The organism is Acinetobacter amyesii (assembly GCF_023499985.1).
Lineage (GTDB): Bacteria > Pseudomonadota > Gammaproteobacteria > Pseudomonadales > Moraxellaceae > Acinetobacter > Acinetobacter amyesii.
On sequence record NZ_JAMCOU010000029.1, the window covers coordinates 1 to 19,148 of the forward strand.

Here is a 19,148-nt window from a genome sequence, read left to right on the forward strand (position 1 = left end):
TTTTTTCATAGCTTCCAGCGCAGGATTTTCATATGNCCNTGTGATGCCAGCTATCGCTGCATTCATAGCTCCGTATTCTTTCCAAGGCATTGAAGCTTTTTTCATAGCTTCCAGCGCAGGATCTTCATATGCCCGTGTGATGCCAGCTATCGCTGCATTCATAGCTCCGTATTCTTTCCAAGGCATTGAAGCTTTTTTCATAGCTTCCAGCGCAGGATCTTCATATGCCCGTGTGATGCTAGCTATCGCTGCATTCATTGAAAGATATCCTTTCAAGGGATCTGTAATTCTAGTTATAGTTTTATGAAGTTTTTCTATGCCATAAGGATCTAATAATTTATCTAAATCATATTTGGATGACATATTTATGATCCCCTTATGGAATATTAGGAACTTTTAGTATTTCTAAAATTAACATAATACACGCTATATGAAATGCCCTCATGAAATTGAATTAAATCAACACATTGAGATCCACTAAAAAGCCCAGTTTGTTTGAACTGGGCTTTTTAGTGGATCATTCACGCAATATGCCGATTTATTCAGCAATTTGAGATTCGTTTCATTAGATAGCATAAATAATCTAATTCATATTATATACATAACTTACACATGTTGCTTAACTTACGTAAGTTATGCCTCTTATTTAACTTCACTTAATACTGCTTGTTGTAGGTCTTCCTTCGATAGCTTCTGTAATTGGTGTAAAGCAGCTTTTAAAATGACAGAGCGATTTGCTTTGGCTACTCTTGAGTCTATCAATAGATCATCAATTTCTTTGCTAACTTCTTCTGTTAGTGAAAACGTAAATCGACGATATACTTGTTGTGAACACTCTAAATTTTTTACACGCTTACTAGACCCGTTAATGAAAGCCTCAATTTTTTGGTCTGTAGATTTAGATTCCTGAGCAGATTTTGTTAACCCTTTAAGCGCCATTTAAAGTTCTCCTAAAAACTCTAAAGCAAGTTGCTCTATTTCAATGATTGCTTTTTTATCAGTATCAACTTCAAATACAGAAAGTCCATTTTCATCGGCATCGTCATATACGTTGCGATTGGTTGTGAATTGATTTAATGGTGATAAACCAAAAGACTCACATGCATCTTTTGCATCAAGAATTCGTTGTACTTGGCTAGGTAATGTCGGACATTGAGTAATAACAGCCCTAGTAATTAAGCTTGGGTTAACAGCTTTGGCTAATTTAATAAGTTGTTCAACATGAACTAGTGTCTTTAAGTCACGACGTTTAGGTCGGAATGGTAAAAGCATATGTGTTGCAATAGTCATTGCTGAGCGTAGAGCCTCGGAGTCTTGACCACCGGCATCAATAATAATGTCTTGATAACGTCGAGATAGATCGTCTAAAACTTGTCGAATATTACCAGCAGCTTGGACTGATGGAATGTTCTTTAATTCAGAGTTTTCATCTCTTTCTTTAACCCAATCAGTAGTAGTTCCTTGAGGGTCAGCATCTAAAAGTAAAATGTCCCGCTTTTTCTGCTGAAGGTAGACAGCTAGGTTTTGAGCAAGACAGCTTTTACCAGATCCCCCTTTTTCACCGCCAACTAAGATAATCATATTTTTATGTAACTTACGTAACTTATTTAACTTAAGAATATCCTTAAATATGAAATGGATCAACAGGTTTATGTTGCGTATGTTACGTAAGTTATTTAAGTTAAGCAGAAGTTACTAATATCTAAGAAAAAAATTTTTAAATTTTTTTCTTAGATATTTTTATAAGATTTTAGGTCTCTATGGAAGGTGTTTTTTGAAATTAACAGGTGGCAAAAAAATTAGTTATTAGATGATTTATAACAAGTTATAGATAGAGAAATCCACATAGATTGTTTTGTGAGTACCAATCAATATATGTATGTTTTTTAGAAGTTTTTTCCTTTAAAAAATAAAAGCCCTCCTTGACATACATCAAGGAGGGCTTTAAATTCGTCGGTACGCAGTTATTTGATGGTGGAACATCAAGTAACGAAGATCAGCAGAGCTACCAACTCGTGCAGATTTCACCAATGGCTTGTACCTGAACTCTATTTTCACAGGAAAATGATATTAGTTCAAGCCCCTAAATGATAAGTCTTCGTTAGTTAAGTGTTTTTTTTCATCAAATCAGCTTTAAAAAGCAGGTTTTGCCTACTTCTGCGCGTCCGTTTTACGGCTGGCATGTGGTGTGGGTGGAAGGAATTAAGCGACGCTAGCGCACCACAGCGATTGTTTTATATAGATAAAGCAAGAGTTGCTACTAGGGGAAATCGACAAAGCAACAGCGTGATGAGTAGTTCAGGGATGCTTTAAATTGTATGTTGGGGAAACCCTCACAGAGATAAGCGAACTGTTCGGTTTGGGAACGTGTCGATGCGGTGTGTGAATCGTAATCTCAGCCTAAAAGGGAAAGCACAATTACCCTTTGCAGATACGACCGATGCGTGGCTCCGTCAGCCCGAAAAGGTGTATGGCAATACTTTAAGAGCAAGCAAACTTTTTGCAGGCTCTTAGGGTGAGTATTGCCGAAACTCACTCAACGTCCACCATCAGCCCAAAGGGCTTGCCCGACGGCTGAGGGTACGGGGAGTGAGTGAGCACATTTAATTAATAACTTTAAATTTGGAGTCCTACTTGAATATGGTCGTAATTCTTCATAATTGAGCGTATTTACCACTTTTTCTAATTTTATGTACTTTTTCTTATTGAAATAAAAAAATAGTTTAAATCGCAAATTAAGAGCATTTGAAGGCATAGATATTTCTGATGCCTTTTTTTCTGTGTAGCTCATGCTCTGCATGGCTGTACTCGAAAAAAACTCATCTTATAAATGAATACCTAAATTGAATTGTACTCACAAAACAATTGATTTTAAAGGATATTTTTCAAAATTAATACAAAAAATGTTCATGTTTAAAAATAGAATAAAACTTTAATTGATTCAGTTTAGGAATGTGATGAAGAAGGATACCAATACAAAGCAATTAACAGTTTTGGTTGATGTTGATGAATTAAAAGACTTTCAAAGTGTTTGTAGAAATAAAGACATGAACTCAAGCCAAGTGATTAGAGCCTTTATCCGTGAATACATCAAAAGATATGGGACTAAAAGAGAGGTCAAAAAATGAAATTTTTAAATAAAACGATTCTATTTATAGCCATTCCATTTTTTATGGTTGCATGTTCAAAACCTGATGTTTCAGGTATTTGGATTCCTAAAAAAATTGAAAATAGTGAGAAGTATTATGAATATTATGAGATTGGTAAAAAAGACAGTTTAGATCGCTATAGTTTTACTAAATATATTTATATTACTCGTTCAAATAATCCTAGACAAAAACTTCCGCTGCTCAATGGAAAGATAGAGAAAAAATTAGAGTTTACCAAAGACAATACTTACTGTGTTGAGGGTTCAATGCAGACTGAATGTGTGATTTATGTCGATGGAAAACTCGACATTTACGGTGAGGGTACACACGTTAAATCCTCACAAAATCCCCCTAAAATTCCAGTTAATCAATAGGTGATGCCATGAAAAAAATCATCATGATATTGATGCTGATATGCAGTGCTTTTGCACTAAATACTGCCTATGCCGTTGAGAACTACACCAATCCACAAGATTTAGGTACGGGTAAAATTCAGATTCCGCAAAATCAAAGTGAAGAAAATATGGGAGGGGCTGTTCAATCTGTTTCTGACAATGGGATGCAAGTACTAAACAATGTGACCGAACGCATCGCTGGCGATATTGATAAAAAAGTAAAAACGCAGATTCAAAAATACTATGTGCAGATTACAGCTCCGATCATTCCAGTTTTTTCAGGCTTTATCATTATTTGGATCTCATTCCAAGCTATTAAAATGATGTTAGGTATGGCAGTAGAAATTCAGGGAGTGATAGCCACTTTCGTTATTATGCTTTTGATCTGGTCAATCGTATTTTCATGGGATGCTTTCTTTCCATACGTTGCTGAAGTATTCCTTGATGATTTACCTAATTTGATTGGTGAAATGACAGGGACCGATACCGTGACCACTTTTCAAGCATTTATGAGCGTAGTATTAAATTCAATTGCTGATGCTTTCCAAAATGTAGATACAGGAATCACCAATCCAGTATCAGGATTTTTCTTTGTACTGATCTATGCTGGGATACTTGGATTAGCTTGTCTTGTCTGTGGCGTGTTCTTTCTCATTTGGATTATTTCTAAAATGATTATTGCCATTTTACTGGTTGTTGCGCCTATCTTCTTAGCGTGTGCCATGTTCCCCGCAACTCGTAGATATGCAACCAACTGGCTACAAGCTGTTTTAACGCCTTTAGTGGTTATTTTATTTATGATCATTGCTTCGGACTTTGTGATTTCGACCATTGTGCCGGTTGTTCAAGAACTCAATGAAGCAGGCTCAACATTCATCGGGGCTTTCGTGATGATTATTATTTTATTCATCGTACTCGGTGTATTTGCCCTTGTTCCAAAACTTGCCATCTCTTTAGTTGGTAATGGTTTTGAAGCATCCACTAGTGCAACCAGTAGTGTGATGCAGTCTTTCATTTCTAAACTGAAAGGAAAATAAAATACCGAGAACCTTAGAATCTATAAATAGAGCTGAGTGTTAACGAAGCGAACAATGAAAGGAGCAACCATTTCCCCCTCTGATTACCTTTTTTTTACGAGCGATGCCGAGAAAATCTATGATTTTGTCAAGCAGACCGAAGTAAAAAAATCGGTTACTAAACTTCACACAACAATATGAAGCGTGGATTTATCATTAACGAATAGCAATGAGTAATGCACGCTTCCTCGTTTCTCTTTGAGAAACAAAAAAGCAGACTATCAAAAAAGGCAAAATGGCAACTTATCATCTATCGGTTAAGGCGGGAAAAAATGCAAGTTCTTCGGGAAGCCGAGGGGCAAGCCATTACGCCTATATCAATCGTGATGGGAAGTATAAAAGAGCCGATATTGAAAAGATTAAATCAGGTAATTTGCCAACTTGGGCGAAAGATGCAAAACACTTTTGGAAGTCAGCAGATAAAAATGAACGCATGAATGGGCGTGTCTATACTGAATTAGAAATTTCATTGCCTAGAGAATTAACACAGGTACAGCGAGAAGAATTAGTTAGCCAATTTTTAGAAAAAACTTTAGGTAAAAATTTTACGTATTCCTATGCAATTCATAACCCTTTAGCCCGAGATGGTGAACAAAATCCGCATGTCCACTTGATGTTTAGTGAGAGAAAATTAGACGGTATTGATCGGGATGAAGCACAACATTTCAAACGCTACAATTCTAAAAATCCTGAATTGGGCGGAGCAGGGAAAGACCGATATTTTAATGCCCGAAATTTTATTTCTGATGTTCGTTTAAGTTGGGCGAATACTGCAAATGATTATATGGAAAGTATCGGTTTAGATTCACGTATAGACCATAGAAGCTATCAAAAAATTGGTACAGAAATTCAAAGTCAAAATTTCCGAGCTGATTACATTAGCCATGATAAATATCTAATTAACGAGAATATCAAAGAGATTCGACGACAGAATGGTGAAACCATTATTGAAAAACCAAGTGAGGTTTTAAAAGTCCTTACTTCAACGCAATCATTTTTTACTATTCGTGAACTTGATCGATTCTTGGAAGCGCATACGGATGGACAGGAACAATATTTAAAAGCACGTGAAGCAGTTTTAACATGCTCTGAAATGGCGGTTTTATATGGCAAAGATAGTGTTGTTTTATCTTCTAATGAGTTGGTCGGAATAGAACAATCTATTTCAGCACTTATTTTCAATGCGAACCAAGATAGCCGTGTACAAAAGCCAAGAACTTTAGTTGATAAATTGCCATTAAACGCTGTGCGTGTTGCTGAAACTAGGACGTTTAACAGTGAGCAAGAAAAGGCATTTTATACCCTTACTTCTACAGACCGAATCAGTCTTTTAAATGGTTCTGCGGGAACTGGTAAATCATACGTTTTAAGTGCTGTATCTGAAGCCTATAAAGAATCAGATTATCAAGTTCATGGAATTGCATTACAGGCAATTACAGCTAAAGCAATTGCGACAGATTGTGATATTCCAAGCAGTACCATTGCTTCATTTTTGGCAAAATATGAAAGCGGTAATTTAGAGGTTAATAACAAGACTGTTTTAATCTTAGATGAAGCGGGCATGGTCGGTTCAAGAGATATGCAGAAACTTCTAATGATCGTTGAGAATCACCATGCACAAATTAAATTAGTCGGGGATAGCTACCAACTTAATGCCGTTATGGCAGGTTCTGCATTCAATCATATTCAGCAAAATTTAGACCATAAAAATACGGCTTCACTTGAGAATATTCAGCGTCAGCGCTCTAGTGAAATGAAAAAAGCATCACAGTATCTTTCTAAACACAATGTAGATCAGGCATTAGAAATCTATAAAGCCCTAGATAAAGTAAACGAATATGAATCCCATGAATTTGCTTTAGTTAAAACGATTCAATCGTGGTCCTCTGACCAGGGCGAGAGTAAATTAATGCTTGCTCACTCAAATCGTGATGTAAACGAGCTAAATGCTATGGCTCGATCTATCTTGATTAAAGAGGGCAAGCTTTCTGCAGAAAGTCATAAGGTCTGCACCTATAAAGGCGAAATTGATCTAGCGCTAGGCGATAAGATTGTATTTAAAAAGAATGATAAGCACCTGAATGTTTCCAATGGTGAAACAGCTAAGGTTATTGGCTTTGAGCTAGATAAACAGCAAAATATTAAAAGCATGATGGTTGAATCAGATCAGGGCAGGAAAGTATCAAAAATTGATTTAGACAGCTATCAGCACTTTAAACATGGCTATGCCAATACGATTCATTCATCACAAGGTATGACGGTTGAAAACGCCTATATCCTTGCCAGTGAGAATATGAATGCTAATTTAACCTATGTGGCACTAACACGGCACAAGGGCAATGTAGAGCTAAATTACAGTGCTACTGCATTCAATCAGGATGAAAAAACGTGGGTCAGAAATTCTGAAGGGAAGTATCAAGAAAAAGAACTCACACCGTTTGATAACTTGAAACGTACTTTAGGACGTACTGAAGTTAAGAGCTTTACAACGGATTATTCAGTCGTACAGGCAAAAGATGAACTTATAAAGAACTATATTCGTGATCATCGAAACAGCCTTGATGATCAGCGGGAATTGTATAACTTGAATAGCACATTTAAGGCAATTACTACGCCAGACAAGCATTTCAGCGAAAAAGAAATCATTGAAGAAGTACGAAATAGCCTAAGATCAAAAGCTTTATTGGGTGATGAGATCGTAAGGTTTAACGGTCAAATGAACATTGCCAAAGGTGAACAGCTCCAGTTAGATCAGGAACTCACTTTAAAGACCGGCTTTTTAAAGAAAGAACACTTTGAGAAAGATACACAGCTTCAGGTGATTGATGCCTACAAAGTCAAAGATAAGGCAGTGATGAAAGTAAGAATTAAGGCTGAAGAATATGAAGTACCCTTTGAAAAGCTAAATATTCGTTATTCAGACAAGTATTTAAATGAATATAAAAAAGATACTTCAGCACGCTTTGATAGTCGTCATAAAGCCGAAATGGTGGGTAAGTTCAATCAACAGTTGCAACAGCAAAAGCACAGCCAGCCATCACAGAATCTAAATGCACCAAACAGTGAGATCAAGCATTCTCCAAGCATCAAAAATAGTCATAAAATGAAGTTTTAAGTTGATATAGCTCTTTTAGTCTCTTGGTTGTAATCCAAACCATATCTATTAAAAAAGCATGTTCTATGGATTTTTAACTCTATTTGATGTCCTTCATAGACGATGGAATGTTTAAATCCATTTGCGCCAGAAGAAGGTTTATTGCAAATTAAGCATTTATGAATCTTTAGTCTTTCTTTGAATCGTTTTTTCAATGTCCGTTCGTTCGCCAAAGGCGAAATTAAGAACAATGTACTGAAAAGGTTATCAGCACATCGAATATGCATTAAATAACCTTTAAAAGAACGGCAAGTGTGAACTTCGGTATTTACGTATTTTTTACATTCTAGGCAGGGTTTGACTACAGGATATCTAGTATTTTTTACATAAGAAAAAAGCATATAAAATAATCAAATATTTAAAGTTTTATTCTTATTTTTTTTAAAGAAAATTCCAATATAACAATAGGTTTTAGGAACCCTATTGTTATGAAATTTCAGAAATAAAAGATTTCTGTTTCGTAGATGATAGAAAAGCCCATAAATTGGGTCTTTCGTATAACGTGTATTATGTTAATTTTAGAAAACATTAACTTAATCCATTAATTTCATTAGTGCGAAAGTATCAAGATATGCAGTAACTTCTATGGCTTTCTTATTTTCCATTACGAAGTGCCATGCATAATTATTTTTATATAGCCTGCCATCTTTAGCTTGAGCAACTCCATCCCAAAGCACAACTACATTATTTCCCTGTGCAATAATATGATTCACTGTTGGCTTCAGTGGCTTTGCAAAAAATGAATTGATAGGCTTGACTGCTTGATCTATAAATTCTTGTTTTGTTTTATATGTGCCTGATACAGGACTATACCCAGCGACAGTCCATTTGACATGTTCTGATAAAAGGTCAAATACGCTACCTTGACCATTTTTCCATAACTCAAATGCATTTTGGATCTCGCTTGTAGATTGAGCTTTCGATTCATTTGCAAAAGTAGGTTGATAACTTAAGCCACAAAAGATCATGCATATATAAATATTTTCTAAATATGAACATAATATTTCCCTTTATTTTATATCTGTTTTCTAAAGTTGTTGCCTTAAATATTTTGAAAACAATAAGAATTCAGAAAACCTATTTTTAGATTTTTGTTAAAGAGCAAGTGTTGGTCGAATAACGATCTCACTAGTATCTATATCACTACTCTGGTTAATTACATGTGCGATGGCATTTGCAATAGCTTCTGGTTGAATACATATTTGACGATATTCTTTCATTGCTTGTGCAGCTGATGGGTCCGTAATCGTATGAGCGAGTTCAGACTCAACTACACCAGGATAAACACAGGTCACCCTGATTTCTTGATGCTCTTGACGAAGACCATCGGATATTGCACGGACAGCATATTTAGTTGCACAATAAACGGCCGCTGTTGGCACAACTGAAAGCCCCCCTATTGAAGAAATATTAATAATTTGTCCATGAGATTGCTTTTGCATAATCGGCAAAACAGCAGCAATGCCATGGAGGACACCACGAATATTCACATCAATCATTGCATCCCATTCATCTAACTTTAATGCAGACATTGGTGATAGTGGCATAATGCCAGCATTATTAATGATGACATCAATTCGACCAAACTGTTCTAATGCAAAATTAACAAAGTCTTGAACTGAGTGTCTTTGCGTGACATTTAAAGTCTGATATTTAACCTGAGTTCCTGATGGATCAATTTCTCTAACTAGTGTTTTAAGGCGGTCCTCGCGACGAGCACCTATAACTAATAAATGCCCTTGCTTCGCTAAAATTCTAGCTGTAGATTCGCCTATGCCACTACTTGCACCAGTGATTAAAATAACTTTTTCTGTGATTGTATTTGACATGGAATTTCCCTCTAAATAAAGTTTTGAGATATCTTAGATAGAGGATGAAAAAGCAGTAAGATCTATTCCTATTTCATTTTTGCTCAAAAGTATTGAATTGATTAGTAGAGTTTTAATGGATATGTATAGTGATATGAATGAAAATCAAAGTGAAATGATTTCATTAATTAAGAAACTTGCACCATCACAAGGTTATACACAGTCCATATTGGAAAATATTACTTTTATGCGTGTAGATCAGGCATTAGAGAGTATGCAAACACTGTATGAGCCGAGTATTGTGATAGTACTTCAGGGAGAGAAGCATGGTTATTATCTTGGGGAAAAATATACTTATGATGCTCAAAATTATTTAGTGGTTTCAGTACCTTTACCATTTAGTGTCGAAACCATTGCAAGCTCAGAACAGCCTTTATTAGGTTTAATTCTACGCATTGATCCATTGATTTTGGCAGAACTTGTTGTGGACCTAAGTGATTATTCTGAGACGTTGTCCGGTCAGAGTATTTCAGCTTTATATGCTAGTCCAATGGACATATGTTTAGAAAATTCAGTATATCGTCTTATCAAGGCTCTATCTGAAGAAAGGGAAGCAAAAATTTTAGCTCCTTCTATTTACAGAGAAATTCTTTATCGTGTTTTAGTTAATGAACAAGGCCAAGTATTAAGATCAACGCTTTATCAAAATAATAGTTTCGGAAAAATTTCCAAAGTTTTGCACTACATTCATAACCAGTACCAAACAAAAATAGACTTAGACTATTTAGCGTCACAAGCAAATTTAAGTATTCCATCGCTACATGTTCATTTTAAAGCTGTTACATCAACTTCACCTATACAGTATATAAAAATGATTCGATTGCATAAATCGAGATTAATGATGATTCAAGAAAATACCACTGTCGAAGATGCTGCTAGACGTGTTGGATATGAAAGTACATCTCAATTTAGCAGGGAATTTAAACGTCTATTTGGTCAAAGTCCCATGGATGAAGTAAAAAAAATGAAGTCTATTTTTACATTATCTCCATCGTCCTAGGTGCGCCATTTAACATAATGGTTGTTATACGAAATTAAAAAACCTAGGCCAATGCCTAGGTTTTAAATTTAAAAAAATACATAAAAAGTTAATGTGATAGATTCAATTTTTCAGCTCCGTATAACGTGTATTATGTTAATTTTTAAAATACTTAATACTGTGCCTGTGTGTATGCTTTAAAAGCAACAAGAAACATTTTTCACTTTTATCTTTTTTTATACTGCTGAAGATATCCTTATTAAGAATAAAATCAATTGCTCAGATTCCAATGTAAACTACATTCGTTCTCCTAAAAAATTAATTCTTATAAATCTTGCAATAAGTTCTTGGATAGCTGTTTTAAATTCTCTAGTTCCTCATCACTCATCCGCATTGAACAGCGCATCTGATTCGGTATCTCCAGAATTTGCTCTTTCAAACCTCTAGCCTTATCCGTCAGGATGACCTTTTTTACCCGCTCATCTTCAGCAACAGATACTCGGTTTAAGAACTCTTTAGCTTCAAGTTTCTGTACCAGTGGCGTTAACGTTCCTGAGTCGAATAACGTCTTTTCACCGAGCTCTTTTAAAGAAATATTATCTTGGTCATACAAGGCAAGAAGAACGACAAATTGAGGGTAAGTCAGATCAAATTCTTTCAGAAATGGGCGGTACTGTCGGGTTAATGCATTCGATACAGAGTATAAAGAGAAACAAAGCTGTCCACCTAAGATGCTGTTATTCATAACTTTAACAACCTATTCCAAATAATATCTAAAAAATATTATAAATAATTCTTGACCAAAAGTAACTTGCATGCAAGTATTATGTACACAAGATTAATGGAAGATGATCTAAATAAATCAGCTTCTGGATAGAAACCAACATATTGTTTAAAAAAATTCTCGAACGTTATAGTGAGTTAGCGCCATGAAAATCGTATCTGCTTTATTAACTTCTACCGTATTCGCATCTGCGGCAGCATCAGCACAACCTGTTAATGCTCCAGCACCAACTGCAGGTGTTAAAGCGTTCCTTGATGTCTTAAATTCAGGTAATGGCAAGCCTATGGAACAAATGTCTCCAGCAGAAGCTCGTCAGGTCCTTATTGGAGCTCAGCAAGGCGTTGTTCTTCCTCCTGCTCAAGTCTCTGATAAAACGATTCAGATCAAAGGTCAAAGCATTAAGCTGAAAATCGTGAAACCTGAAAATACTAAAGGAACGCTGCCTGTCTTCATGTTCTTCCATGGTGGTGGCTGGGTACTAGGTGACTTCCCTACTCATGAACGCTTGATCCGAGATTTGGTGCGTGAATCAGGCGCTGCAGCGGTTTATGTGGATTACACGCCTTCCCCTGAATCTCACTTCCCAGTCGCGATTGACCAGGCTTATGAAGCAACTAAATGGGTGGCTGAGCACGGTAAAGAAATCGGGGTGGATGGTACACGTTTAGGATTAGTAGGTAACAGTGTAGGCGGTAACATGGTTGCTTCTGTAGCGCTGCAAGCGAAGCAGTTCGGCGGTCCAAAAATCCGTTACAACGTAATGCTTTGGCCAGTGACTGATGCAAACTTTGATAATGAGTCATATAACACTTACGCCAATAATCACTTCTTAACCAAAAATATGATGAAATGGTTCTGGAATAATTACACCACTAAAGCATCTGACCGTAACAATATTCTGGCATCTCCACTTCGCGCCAGCAATGAGCAGCTGAAAGACTTCCCACCGACACTGATTCAAACTGCTGAGTTAGATGTATTACGTGATGAAGGTGAAGCATTTGGACGTCATTTGGATAAAGCTGGTGTACCTGTAACCGTTACCCGTTATAACGGTATGATCCATGATTATGGTCTACTCAATCCACTCAGCAATGAGCCAACGGTAAAAACTGCTCTATCTCAAGCAGGATCTGAACTTCAAAAACATTTGAAATAAAGGCTTGTCTGACTTAATGAAATAAAGAAGCCCAGATCTCATATCTGGGCTTCTTTATTTCTATGATTTCATTTTAGAAAATAATAACTTGCCGAGATAAGACAATCCGACTGAATCAAGATCTTCTGAATAGCGAATCTATTTAAAACACTATAACAGTCTCATTTTTGAGCTTGAAGGCCAGACTTTACATAGTTGATTACATATTCAACACTCAAATATTTATATCATCTATTTAAGTTAATTCAACTGCTGCTGCATGATCGATGCAGCATTGTAGCAATGGAAAGAAATTATTTTTCCATTCTCAATATGAAATACATCACAGCAAGGAACATCTATAGTTTTCCCTGTTGGCGCAAGTGTTCCTTCAGGTGTAATGAGTTCCCCAGTATGAGTACCGCGAATTGCAAGTTCAACGACAACAGTACCATTCATAGCGTAAGTGCTAAAAATTTCACGATGAACATCAGGAAATGCTGCAGCCATACCACTTGCTACCATGGCAATATTTTCCCCACGAAATTCCATTTCAGCTGGAACATTCAGAACGTATCCCTCATCCGAAAAGAATGAAGTAAATCTATTCAGGTCAAGAGTTTTACCTTCAGCTGCATTGTATAATTCTCTAATTATCTCAAGATCATTCTGCATCATATATTCCTTTAAGTCTGGATTCCGCCAACCAATGCCATATCACATAAATCTATTGGACAAAATAGAAGTATAGACAATAGGTTACTTAAAGAGTAGAACCTACAAAAAGGTAAGTGGAATATTATTATGAATACATCATGTGGTTTAGATATTTCTTTAAAAATTATGGGGGGAAAATGGAAGCCTTTAATCCTCTATCATCTTCAGAATGGACCATTACGATTTTCTGAGATAAAAAGAAGTGTGGGAAGCATCAGTGAAAAAGTGCTGATTCAACAGTTACGCGATTTAGTCGCAATCAATGTTCTTAATAGACATGATTATAAGTGTGTACCGCCAATGGTTGATTACTCTCTTACACCTTTTGGCGAAACACTTGTACAAGCACTGGTTCCACTTTGTGAGTGGGGCAACCAAAACCGTGAGCAGGTGACAAAGTTGTTACAGCCATCATCAGAGCTGAATTAAGAAAACCTAAACTATAAACTTAGTTGGTAAGGTTGATAGAAAATTTATACTACTAAACTTTGAAAAATAAACAGAGTAATCTTTCCATTTAACATAATAGAGGTTATACGAAATGCTTTTTAAAATATCCTTGTTTTTCATATAGTTAAAAATTTTTCATCCCCCTGAAAAACAACAAAAAACCGACTTGGAAACAAGTCGGTTTCTTTTTAAGCAGTTTTGATATATTTCGCCAATAATTTTGATCAATATTTAATCAATTTTTCATTTTTCTCTGCGTTATCAACACATCGCTGGCTTAAATTATCCCCAATTTCTGCGGACAACTCTTGGGATAAAAATTCACCAATTTTGTACGCCTGAGCGCACATGGATTTAGGGATTTTGCGGATGCTCACAATCCCCTGTATTCAATATCATGAAGTCATAAGAGAACAGGATGTTCCGCAGAATAAAAATAAATAATCGCACAAGGATCGGCGGCACGACAGGAGTTATGCCAAGCGAAACCATACGAAAAAGCCCGACAGGATGTCGGGCTTTTTTATTTTATAAAGATTATTTTTTAGTTAAAAATACAGCAATTACATAAGCAATTGTTGTGTAAATAAACGCTAAAAAATTTTCAAAACTAAGATCTCTATAATCAGGAAAGCCTGATAATGCCATACCAATGACCACCACCAACCAACTTACAACCAATCCTAATAGGTGCTTCATGTTTCGTTTTCCTTTGTTATAACATTTATTTTATAAGTTATAAAAAAGGAAAAGTTAAGGGCAGTAATTAAAGATAGGCGACAAGTTATGTCTTTTTAATTTAAAAAGTAGGTTTTAGCTCATCGATATTGTATTTCAACGAACTTTTTTTTGTTTCGCATAAGAGATTTTATGTTAAATAATAGTCAATTAAAGGTCCAATAGTCAGATTTTAATTCGTCATGCTTTGCTATTTGTTAGTATTGATCAAATTTTTAATTTGAGATCTCATATGATTGATGTGATCCATGGAACAACAGATAAGCCTGCTACATCTAAACAGCTTCAAGATGCTGTTCAAAAAATAGAAAAATTAGATGGAACTTTATATTTAGGTTATCCAATTATCGGTACAGTTGATGGCGCTTATGAAATTGATGCGCTTTTAACCTCACCTCAACATGGCATTATTGCTTTTATTCTAATTGAAGGTACTGAGTTGCCTGAGGAAATAATAGATATACAAGATACATGTTATGCAATGTTATCTGCGAAGCTTATTCAGTATAAAGAACTTGTCAAAAGAAGACAGTTGGATGTTGATGTACGCGTTTTAACATTTGCTCCTGCTGTATCGAATCACCAAGAAAGCCTAGATGAAGATAATCTTGTTATTACTCAATCTATCTCTTTAATCAATTATCTTAAAGATGAACAATCTGATAATAGTGAAAAATACAAACAAATAGTTAGTGCTATTCAAGCTGTTTCTAAAGTAAAAGTTGGGAAAAAAAGAAACCCTCAGCAACCTAATTCGAGAGGAGCTAAATTAGTAAAATTAGATCAATCTATTACTAATTTAGATTTGCAACAAAGCAAAGCGGTACTTGAAACAGTTAATGGTGTTCAACGTATTAGAGGATTAGCTGGATCAGGAAAAACCATTGTTTTAGCTCGAAAAGTAGCTTATTTACATGCTAAAAATCCTGATTGGAAAATAGCAGTTACGTTTAATACAAGATCATTAAAAAATCAGTTTCAAAATTTAATAACTAGTTTTGTCTATGAACAAACTAATGAGCTCCCTGACTTTGAAAAGATTAAAATCATACATGCTTGGGGAAGTCCTTCTATGGAAGGAATATATTACAATGCAACATTAGCAACAAATTCAAAGTATTATGATTTTAGATCAGCAAAAGCATACAGGCATCCACTTGATCAAAGTGAGTTCGACTTTGCTTGTAAGTCTTTATTAGATCAAAAACATTCCTTACCTTCTTTATATGATTTGATTTTAATTGATGAAGCTCAAGATTTTGCACCATCATTTTTGCAACTTTGCTACAAGCTCTTAGATAAAAATAAACGGCTTATATATGCCTATGATGAATTACAGACTCTTTCAGAAAGTTCAATGCCAAATCCTGAAGATATTTGGGGTAAAGATGAAAACGGACGCCCACTAGTTAGTTTAAGTAGCAATGATGGTGAGCCTGAACGAGATATTATTCTTGATACTTGTTATCGAAATCCTAGACCAATATTAACTTCTGCTCATGCCTTAGGTTTTGGTATTTACCGTAAAGTTCCAGAAGGCAAATTACCTTTAGTTCAGATGTTCGATTACGCTCCTCTTTGGAATGATATTGGATATGAAGTTGTAGAAGGTAATTTAATTGAAGGTGAAAAAGTTCGTTTAGCTAGGACTTCTAAATCAAGTCCTGATTTTTTAGAAAACCATTCAGAAATTGATGATCTAATAAAATTTAAGACATTTAATACCGAAGAAGAGCAAATTCAGTATTTAGTTGATTCTATTAAGAACGATATTGAAAAAAATGAATTGAAGCCTGAGGATATTATGATTATTCATCCTAATGCTTTAAGTGCTAGAGATAAATTTGGTGTAGCTCGGTATAGCCTACATGAAGCTGGTATTAACTCGAATTTAGCAGGTGTAACAATTTCTCCTGATGACTTTGCACAGGATGATAGTGTTACATTTACTTCGATTTTCCGAGCAAAAGGAAATGAAGCCCCAATGGTCTATGTGATAAATGCAGATTATTGTGCGCAAGGTGCTGGATTAGCAACAAAAAGAAATATCCTTTTTACTGCTATGACTCGAACAAAGGCTTGGTTGAGGGTATTGGGTGTCGGTCAAGGTATGAAAATACTTGAAGAAGAGTTTAATGAAGTAAAAAGAAATAATTTTTCTCTTCTATTCACTTATCCAACAGAAGAACAGCGACAACATTTAAGAATTGTTAATAGAGATTTATCAGATAAAGATAAAAAACGAATTCAGGCTAGACGAAAATTCTTAGAAAATCTAATTAAGGATTTAGATGAAGGTGTACTCCATAAAGAGGATTTAGATCCGGACGTTTTACAAAGATTTAAAGATATTTTTGGATAATAGATATGCCTTTGACCCCATCTGAAATAGTAAATGAAATCAGGACTATAGATGAACTTTTTTTTAAGAATAGCTTAATTGATAAATATAATAGTTATTCTTTGAAAGATCATCCTGAGAATAAAACAGAGATATGTATTTCATCATGTAAAGATATCTCATTTACTTTATCCTCTATGAGTTATAAAGATTTATATGATGAATCCTATAAACGAAATCTCTATAATTACTTGATGTTAGATGGGGCAATTATTCAATTAAATTATTTATTTAATAAAAATAAGATTTATAAACATAGACTGGCATATTTACCAAATCCAAACATGGAAGCGTATCAGCAAGAACCAGAGATTTATCTTGAACAACCTATGTATGCTGAAATTATAGAGCCCTCGATAGTTCCTGTACCAATTAGATTTGATTATGATGAAACAGCATTTGAAGAATTTAATCATCCTAAGAGCCATTTAACATTAGGACAATATAAAAATTGCCGTATCGCAACTAGTGCCCCAGTATCACCAATCGTTTTCATAGACTTTATTCTTAGAAGTTTTTATAACACAGCATATAAAAGTTATAACGAAGGTATTAGATATCCAAGAAGATTTTTTGATCAAACCATAACAGAAGGTGAAACCAAATTTTTACATATGAATATGATTAGATAAATATAAAGCTTATCTAAAATTAAAATAATACACGTTATAGGAACATCAAAAATGGGAGTCTTAAGTTCCCATTTTTACTATATTTTTTAAAATTATCGAAGAGCTTCTCTGACAAAAGAAGGGTCTTTGATAAACAGCTTAATTAAGGATTGTGCTGCTTTAGATGGCTTACGTACACCTTGTTCCCAGCTTTCTAAAGTACGTACAGATACACCCAAAGTATCGGCGAATTGACGTTGGCTTAACTCTGATTTTTGACGAGCTAAAGCGACATCTGTTTGAGTAATCGCATAAGTTTTTACGGGAGTATTGGCAAGCATTTCATCTACAGCCATAAGTAACTCAGCGCCAATATCTCGTTCCGCATCACGGCTTTCAATATTATTTAAGTGATTCATTCAGCTTCTCCACTAAAGCACGTAGTACTTTTTTATCGAGTTGATCAACAGCAGATTTTCCATAAATGGTGAGTAACCATATTTGTCCGTTAGCTAAACGGTTGTAATAGATCACTCGGACTCCACCACTTTTTCCTGTTTTACCAGATCCCCAACGAACTTTACGTATTCCACCTGAGTTAGGTTCTACATCTCCAACCTCGGGATTGGAAGCAAGAAAAACTTTAAACTCGTTGTACTCTTTTTCTGTCCAATAGTCTGAATAAAACTTACTGAACAAAGATGTCTCACATATTGTATACATCAAGCTTCCATACTATCTACTACTATGTAGTAATTTTATTGTACTACATAGTAGTACTTAATCAATAATTTTTTGGAATTTCATATAATCGCCATTATGTTAAATAGAGATTAATCAAGTAGATGAAACTCAGATGCTTTAATGTATCCTGTAATATCATGCCCATCTTTATTGAATTTAATTCTGGACCATCCATCTGGGATATATTCATTCGTTTTATACACTGTCACTATAGATTCTTTTTCTAGACTTATCCGTTTTAGACCGTTTGGTTGATCCTTTAATTCACAATCCTTTATGACACGTGCTAGACCTTCTACGCCATTTACAAGGTTTACTAAGCGTTTTTGATTATTTTTAATAGGTTCATATTCATTAATAATTGGTTCTGTAACGGTCTCTGCAAACCATACAAGTAAACAAACTATGAGCCTTAAAAGATATGATGCTTTATCTGTTGGCAGTGTTTCTAAATATTCTAATAAAATAGATCCACTTGATGTATCAAAAACACCTATATTTCTTAGGTCAGATGTCAGCTCTAACGTCTCTTGTTGTTCAAGAACTAAATCTAGTGTTTGAATTGTTGTTCTATCGATGTTTATGTCTTGATTATATTTTTCATTAAAATCATCGAGAGTGTCCAAATAATTTTGAATAGAATCAAAATTATTCTGACTGAAACTCTGTTCAGTTAACTCAGCAATTGCATAAAGTTTTTGATTTAAATTAAAAATTTTATTATTCAAATCTGGAATTAATGTCTTAGCAGCTATAAGTCTTTGTAAGTCGGCCTGTAAACCTAATGATTTATTAACTGTGACAGATGACGCAGCACTTCTAATAGCTTCCAGCGCAGGATTTTCATATGCCCGTGTGATGCCAGCTATCGCTGCATTCATAGCTCCGTATTCTTTCCAAGGCATTGAAGCTTTTTTCATAGCTTCCAGCGCAGGATTTTCATA

At 35.0% G+C, this 19,148-nt stretch carries 21 protein-coding genes; 11 read left to right on the plus strand and 10 right to left on the minus strand.

Annotation, left to right across the window (positions count from 1 at the left end; genetic code table 11):
* Positions 1-642 precede the first annotated feature (642 nt).
* Both M5F03_RS08285 and M5F03_RS08290 read right to left on the minus strand, forming a co-directional pair.
* Entirely contained in the window at positions 643-939 is a 297-nt protein-coding gene (locus M5F03_RS08285; protein ID WP_249707945.1) for a hypothetical protein, read from the minus strand.
* On the minus strand, positions 940-1,581 hold the full coding sequence (locus M5F03_RS08290) for an AAA family ATPase (protein ID WP_249707946.1): 642 nt from the start codon (positions 1,579-1,581) through the stop codon (positions 940-942).
* A gap of 341 nt (positions 1,582-1,922) precedes the next feature.
* Here M5F03_RS08290 and M5F03_RS16640 point away from each other — a divergent pair, with 341 nt between their 5' ends.
* The 6 genes from M5F03_RS16640 to M5F03_RS08315 all read left to right on the plus strand — a co-directional run bounded on the left by M5F03_RS16640 (position 1,923) and on the right by M5F03_RS08315 (position 7,735).
* Positions 1,923-2,045, plus strand: a complete 123-nt coding sequence (locus M5F03_RS16640; protein WP_257224053.1) for a hypothetical protein — start codon at positions 1,923-1,925, stop codon at positions 2,043-2,045.
* 328 nt (positions 2,046-2,373) lie between these two features.
* Positions 2,374-2,514, plus strand: a complete 141-nt coding sequence (locus M5F03_RS08295; protein WP_249707947.1) for a hypothetical protein — start codon at positions 2,374-2,376, stop codon at positions 2,512-2,514.
* Positions 2,515-2,957: 443 nt separating this feature from the next.
* Entirely contained in the window at positions 2,958-3,128 is a 171-nt protein-coding gene (locus M5F03_RS08300; protein ID WP_249707948.1) for a ribbon-helix-helix protein, read from the plus strand.
* Positions 3,125-3,523, plus strand: coding sequence for a hypothetical protein (locus M5F03_RS08305; RefSeq protein ID WP_249707950.1), 399 nt, complete (start codon positions 3,125-3,127; stop codon positions 3,521-3,523). Before M5F03_RS08300 ends, M5F03_RS08305 begins: the two co-directional genes overlap by 4 nt.
* A gap of 8 nt (positions 3,524-3,531) precedes the next feature.
* The gene (locus M5F03_RS08310) at positions 3,532-4,581 is read left to right on the plus strand and encodes a TrbL/VirB6 family protein (protein ID WP_249707954.1); all 1,050 of its coding nucleotides are present in this window, start codon (positions 3,532-3,534) and stop codon (positions 4,579-4,581) included.
* Positions 4,582-4,855: 274 nt separating this feature from the next.
* The gene (locus M5F03_RS08315; protein WP_249707957.1) at positions 4,856-7,735 is read left to right on the plus strand and encodes an AAA family ATPase; all 2,880 of its coding nucleotides are present in this window, start codon (positions 4,856-4,858) and stop codon (positions 7,733-7,735) included.
* Positions 7,736-8,307: 572 nt separating this feature from the next.
* Here M5F03_RS08315 and M5F03_RS08320 read toward each other — a convergent pair.
* Positions 8,308-8,742 carry a nuclear transport factor 2 family protein gene (locus M5F03_RS08320; protein ID WP_249707959.1) on the minus strand — a complete coding sequence of 145 codons (435 nt, stop codon included), beginning with the start codon at positions 8,740-8,742 and terminating at the stop codon, positions 8,308-8,310.
* A gap of 126 nt (positions 8,743-8,868) precedes the next feature.
* The gene (locus M5F03_RS08325; protein ID WP_130040667.1) at positions 8,869-9,603 is read right to left on the minus strand and encodes an SDR family oxidoreductase; all 735 of its coding nucleotides are present in this window, start codon (positions 9,601-9,603) and stop codon (positions 8,869-8,871) included.
* 133 nt (positions 9,604-9,736) lie between these two features.
* Here M5F03_RS08325 and M5F03_RS08330 point away from each other — a divergent pair, with 133 nt between their 5' ends.
* Complete coding sequence (locus tag M5F03_RS08330; RefSeq protein WP_249707961.1) at positions 9,737-10,642, plus strand: AraC family transcriptional regulator; 906 nt, start codon at positions 9,737-9,739, stop codon at positions 10,640-10,642.
* 304 nt (positions 10,643-10,946) lie between these two features.
* Here the strand turns inward: M5F03_RS08330 and M5F03_RS08335 are convergent, their stop codons facing one another.
* Positions 10,947-11,366, minus strand: coding sequence for a MarR family winged helix-turn-helix transcriptional regulator (locus tag M5F03_RS08335; RefSeq protein WP_180025083.1), 420 nt, complete (start codon positions 11,364-11,366; stop codon positions 10,947-10,949).
* 184 nt (positions 11,367-11,550) lie between these two features.
* Here M5F03_RS08335 and M5F03_RS08340 point away from each other — a divergent pair, with 184 nt between their 5' ends.
* Positions 11,551-12,564, plus strand: a complete 1,014-nt coding sequence (locus tag M5F03_RS08340) for an alpha/beta hydrolase (RefSeq protein ID WP_180025084.1) — start codon at positions 11,551-11,553, stop codon at positions 12,562-12,564.
* Positions 12,565-12,804: 240 nt separating this feature from the next.
* On the opposite strand, the gene M5F03_RS08345 is transcribed toward M5F03_RS08340, so the two are convergent.
* A complete protein-coding gene (locus M5F03_RS08345; RefSeq protein WP_249707963.1) occupies positions 12,805-13,221 on the minus strand; it encodes an ester cyclase in 417 nt (138 codons plus the stop codon).
* A gap of 126 nt (positions 13,222-13,347) precedes the next feature.
* Between M5F03_RS08345 and M5F03_RS08350 the strand changes: the two genes are divergently transcribed.
* Positions 13,348-13,689, plus strand: coding sequence for a winged helix-turn-helix transcriptional regulator (locus tag M5F03_RS08350; protein ID WP_249707966.1), 342 nt, complete (start codon positions 13,348-13,350; stop codon positions 13,687-13,689).
* A gap of 558 nt (positions 13,690-14,247) precedes the next feature.
* On the opposite strand, the gene M5F03_RS08355 is transcribed toward M5F03_RS08350, so the two are convergent.
* Positions 14,248-14,409, minus strand: a complete 162-nt coding sequence (locus M5F03_RS08355) for a hypothetical protein (protein WP_249707968.1) — start codon at positions 14,407-14,409, stop codon at positions 14,248-14,250.
* Between the two features lie 271 nt (positions 14,410-14,680).
* Here M5F03_RS08355 and M5F03_RS08360 point away from each other — a divergent pair, with 271 nt between their 5' ends.
* Together M5F03_RS08360 and M5F03_RS08365 are read left to right on the plus strand one after the other, a co-directional pair.
* Positions 14,681-16,810, plus strand: coding sequence for a DEAD/DEAH box helicase (locus M5F03_RS08360; protein WP_249707977.1), 2,130 nt, complete (start codon positions 14,681-14,683; stop codon positions 16,808-16,810).
* Positions 16,811-16,815: 5 nt separating this feature from the next.
* A complete protein-coding gene (locus tag M5F03_RS08365) occupies positions 16,816-17,481 on the plus strand; it encodes a DUF2290 domain-containing protein (protein WP_083008171.1) in 666 nt (221 codons plus the stop codon).
* 92 nt (positions 17,482-17,573) lie between these two features.
* Here M5F03_RS08365 and M5F03_RS08370 read toward each other — a convergent pair whose 3' ends face one another.
* From M5F03_RS08370 to M5F03_RS08380, 3 genes are all read right to left on the minus strand, one after another.
* On the minus strand, positions 17,574-17,879 hold the full coding sequence (locus tag M5F03_RS08370) for a helix-turn-helix domain-containing protein (RefSeq protein WP_249707979.1): 306 nt from the start codon (positions 17,877-17,879) through the stop codon (positions 17,574-17,576).
* The gene (locus M5F03_RS08375; protein ID WP_249707981.1) at positions 17,863-18,183 is read right to left on the minus strand and encodes a transcriptional regulator; all 321 of its coding nucleotides are present in this window, start codon (positions 18,181-18,183) and stop codon (positions 17,863-17,865) included. Before M5F03_RS08375 ends, M5F03_RS08370 begins: the two co-directional genes overlap by 17 nt.
* 110 nt (positions 18,184-18,293) lie before the next feature.
* On the minus strand, positions 18,294-19,148 hold an 855-nt coding region (locus tag M5F03_RS08380), incomplete at its 5' end, for a hypothetical protein (protein ID WP_249707983.1).